This window comes from Candidatus Omnitrophota bacterium (genome assembly GCA_013791745.1).
Taxonomy (GTDB): Bacteria; CG03; CG03; order CG03; family CG03; genus CG03.
The window spans coordinates 1-3686 of sequence record VMTH01000047.1; the positions used below are offsets into that span (position 1 = coordinate 1).

Annotated in this window: 5 protein-coding genes; all 5 read right to left on the minus strand. The window is 41.5% G+C overall.

The genetic code is table 11. The annotated features are described in order from the left end of the window. Nucleotides 1–146 (minus strand): Rrf2 family transcriptional regulator (locus tag FP827_02350; GenBank protein MBA3051923.1); only part of this gene is annotated, 146 nt, incomplete at its 3' end. A 95-nt stretch (nucleotides 147–241) separates the two neighbouring features. Next, the gene (locus FP827_02355; protein ID MBA3051924.1) at nucleotides 242–763 is read right to left on the minus strand and encodes a mechanosensitive ion channel family protein; all 522 of its coding nucleotides are present in this window, start codon (nucleotides 761–763) and stop codon (nucleotides 242–244) included. A gap of 45 nt (nucleotides 764–808) precedes the next feature. Next, nucleotides 809–1966: an outer membrane lipoprotein-sorting protein gene (locus FP827_02360; protein ID MBA3051925.1), complete on the minus strand. Its 1158-nt coding sequence runs from the start codon at nucleotides 1964–1966 to the stop codon at nucleotides 809–811. Further along, nucleotides 1950–3029, minus strand: coding sequence for a hypothetical protein (locus FP827_02365; protein ID MBA3051926.1), 1080 nt, complete (start codon nucleotides 3027–3029; stop codon nucleotides 1950–1952). The genes FP827_02360 and FP827_02365 overlap by 17 nt, the downstream gene beginning before the upstream one ends. 158 nt (nucleotides 3030–3187) lie before the next feature. Continuing rightward, nucleotides 3188–3686, minus strand: a 499-nt coding sequence (locus FP827_02370) for a sodium:calcium antiporter (protein MBA3051927.1), incomplete at its 5' end; no start/stop codon positions are given.

Consider the following 3686-nt stretch of genomic DNA (forward strand, 5'->3'; position numbering starts at 1 on the left):
AATTTCCGCAGAATTTTTCTTAAAAACGGATACGGGATTTTTTCTGTTATTGAAATCAGTTTCGCGTTTTTCAATAAAGCGCCGTCTTTAGCTAAATTCGCCAAAGCCCTTACCGCGTAATCCGTTTCTTTAGTTATCAATTTCATTATGGCACTATTTTAGTATCATTTTAGATTCTTGTCAAGCCCCGCTGATAATAAGACTCCCGCACTCCCTGAGATGGACGAGTAATAAATACGGCCTAAGCTATAGGTTTGTTTTTGTAATTTTTTATATACTTTTGAAAGAAAAATGTATTGGGGATACAAATGTACGCCTTATCACTGCCAAGAAGAACCGTATAAAACGCATTTATGGCAATCACTTTGCCGGAGATATTATCCGGGCTTAGTTCAATATGATCGTTTATTTTGAAAGGCGTCGTAAAATACAAAATCAATCCCGCTAAAATATTCCCCAAAAGACTCCAGACCGCGACAAAAGCTATGGCTACCATCGCCGCGATACTGCTTAATGTGATCCATATATTCTTAAGACTGATACCCCATATAAAAATCAGTATTGAGGCTATGATGATATATGAAAACATCGATATGATCCTTTTAATCAAAAAATACCGGCTTTCATCAAGATTGAATTCATCCCTTGTCTTTCTGGCTTTAGCTTTGAAAAAATTGGAAATAAAAAAAACTATTAATCCGGCAAAAACCGAAAGGATTATATTTACCGCATCAGGATTTCTTCTTAAATACTCAATAAACATACCAAACCTCCATCTCTGCTCCCATAATACGGCTAAACTTCGTTTTTATTTTGCATTCTCCTGTCTTGCATTATAATATGTTATTACGCCCTGAACAAAATCTCTTTTCTTATCCGCGCCGGCAATAGTGATCTCAACTGCTATCCCGTCTTTTTCCGCGGATATCCATGACAGCACTCCGCTTTTTCTGTATTTCGCGACAAAACTGTCATTAATACGCCAGCCATTGGATTCCAAAGATTTTTCAAAGAATTTATACAGCTTTTTGTATTTAACATTTGCCCTGAACTTAACAATCAATGCGGCGCCCTGGCTCCGGGCGTCTATTACCCTGGTAATTTCACTGTCCGGATACATTATTATATTATCATGCAGCTCGGAAGGCATTTCATCTTCCGGCGAAATATCTCTGTACGCTAACGCCTGCGCCTCTACCCAAATGGTGCCTTTGGGCGGAATAAAGATTTGGTCGGAAATGCCGCTATTGATCTTAACCGAGTTCACCACAAGCGTCTGCAGCAGCTCGCCATCCTTTTTAGTTTCAACTTTAAAAGGTAGATCCCACTTCTTTTTAACCTTTCTTATATCTGTAAAAATTTCAGATGTCACACTGCCTTCACTGTCCCTGTATTCCACTTTCAAAACCACAAGACGCCGTTGATCAACCCATATTTTAGTGTAAACTTCTTCATCCCCCGGTATATCCACAAGATATGCGGGGTTACCGTCTATCACATCCTCACCGAGAAGTTTTGCCTCTGGCGTTAAATCACTCTGCCACTTCATCAGGTCAACTATATCAACCGCATAAACCTCTTCCTCAAATGAAGGTATCCACCGGAATACCGCGGGATCAAATACCCATTTGTTTTCACCGTCGTCAATTGCCATTTTTGTCAATTTATAAGGTTTTTTCTTGCCGCCTGAATATTCTTGAAATTCCATCGCGACGACTTCTTTTGTCTTTTTGCCTTTGCTTATAAATTTTATCCGGCTTTTGACCTTCAGCCCGTTAGGCATAATTTCCTGTGATGTAAGATCCATCACTATATCTTTCACTTCATTCTCAAAAGCGATGTTTTGCTCCTCCATCAGTATAATAAGGGTGTCAAGCGTCATTTCCGAAGAAAAAACCGGGCGCGCAAAAATAAAACTTATCAATACCGCCATCAAGACAACATACCCCTTATTTCTCCTCATCATCCCCCCTTCTGTTTTTAATTGGTGCAAGAGCACTCCCTCCCTGAAACGCCGAAGTTATGCCTCTGCTGCTTTTAATCCTTAACTTTTTTATCAGCCTTGATGCCATTCCGTCTTCCCTGTTTTTCCATTCATCCTCGGAGATCGCATCCCCTAATTCAATACTTCCGCCGGCGATATTACCATGCCCCCCGGCCAAAACATTTTTCGGGAAAATACTTCTCAAGATATCTCCGGCGGATACATCCTGTTTTATGCTCCGCAGCGACACATAAAGTCTTCCGTTATACCGCCCTGTGCAGAGCGCCCAATCCGCTTTTTTGTATGTGAGCAGAAAATTCGCGCTGTGGGCCGTATATACAGGGTCCTCAATATTTTCCAGATGGCAGAATATCAGTCTGCCACATATCTGCGCCTCATCTATTGTTTTGCGCATGTTGAAAAAAAATAAAGCGGGCCGCTTCGTATTCTGAAGACTTGATAAAGTTTTTATATTACAGAACCCAAATATCGTCCCGTAAATATCAAATGTTTTCCTGCTGTGTACAGCGGATAAATTCATAGTGTCCGTAAGTATTCCGTAAGCCAGCGCTGTTGCCAGGTTTTCAGGTATCTCATTATTCAAAGAGATTATTGCCTCCGCCAATATTTCGCATGTAGCGCCTCTTTTTTCATCAATTAAAGACAAGTCCGCCTGCGGCGCCGACACGGGAATATGCTGGTCTATTATGATAGCGGCTTTCCTGTCTTTTGGAAACGAGTTGTTTTCAAACGCGGGCTGGGTGTCAACAAGAGCCACATTTCTGTATCTTGATAGATCAGATATTTTTAGCTTATGCGCTGGAATCTTTAATTCCCTTACCATGTCCCGGTTGTCAAGGCTGCTGATGATCCCCCCGTAAACAATCTTCGTTTTTATCTGAAACTTCTCTCTGCAGAGATAGCTCAAGGCAAGCGCCGAAGCCATAGAATCCGGATCCGGATAATCATGCATAAGTATCAATAACGGCGAGAGGCCATTGCCTCTATCCGCAAGAAATTCTATGAGTTGATTATCGTTTTTCATACCTGTTAATATTTTAATCCCCTTATAACCCAAAATCGCCCAACATCTATACCCGAAAACTGACGATGTTTATTTTGAGTCCCGACAGCCGTTAAAATTTTATACATTCTCTTTCAAATATTCAGATTTCAGTATAGCATAAACAACCGCCATACGTCTCAACCCGGGCTCCGCGTAATAAACCATAGATACGTTATGTACAAAACCACGAAACAAAGGCCTTCCCATCTATCAAGCGTTCTTTTTCCTCCGCTAAACATGGTTATAAATATCAGCGCGCTTGAGACTATCACAACCGTTAGATCAAAAAAATTAACGGGAAGAAATTCAAGAGGGCGTATGATCGAGCTGATACCGAGTATAAAAAGGATATTGAATATATTTGACCCTATAATATTGCCGACGGCAATATCCGGGCGCTTCTTGACTGCCGCCGCCATAGAGGTCGCAAGTTCCGGGAGCGATGTCCCTGCGGCGACAATCGTAAGGCCGATGATTCTTTTATCAACACCATACAGCTCAGCTATTTTAACCGCGCCGGCCACAACCCATTTCGCTCCGATATTCAGCAATAACAGCCCGCCGAGGAGAAAAAATGTTATTCTTAGCGCGCTAACATCATTACGGTCTTCTTTGGCGGGAATATTCCCCTGCTGT

Bases quoted from the DNA above. Each gene is read 5' to 3' on its own strand.
- FP827_02365 (MBA3051926.1), bottom strand. From the start codon at position 3,029: ATGAAAAACGATAATCAACTCATAGAATTTCTTGCGGATAGAGGCAAT.
- FP827_02360 (MBA3051925.1), bottom strand. From the start codon at position 1,966: ATGATGAGGAGAAATAAGGGGTATGTTGTCTTGATGGCGGTATTGATA.
- FP827_02355 (MBA3051924.1), bottom strand. From the start codon at position 763: ATGTTTATTGAGTATTTAAGAAGAAATCCTGATGCGGTAAATATAATC.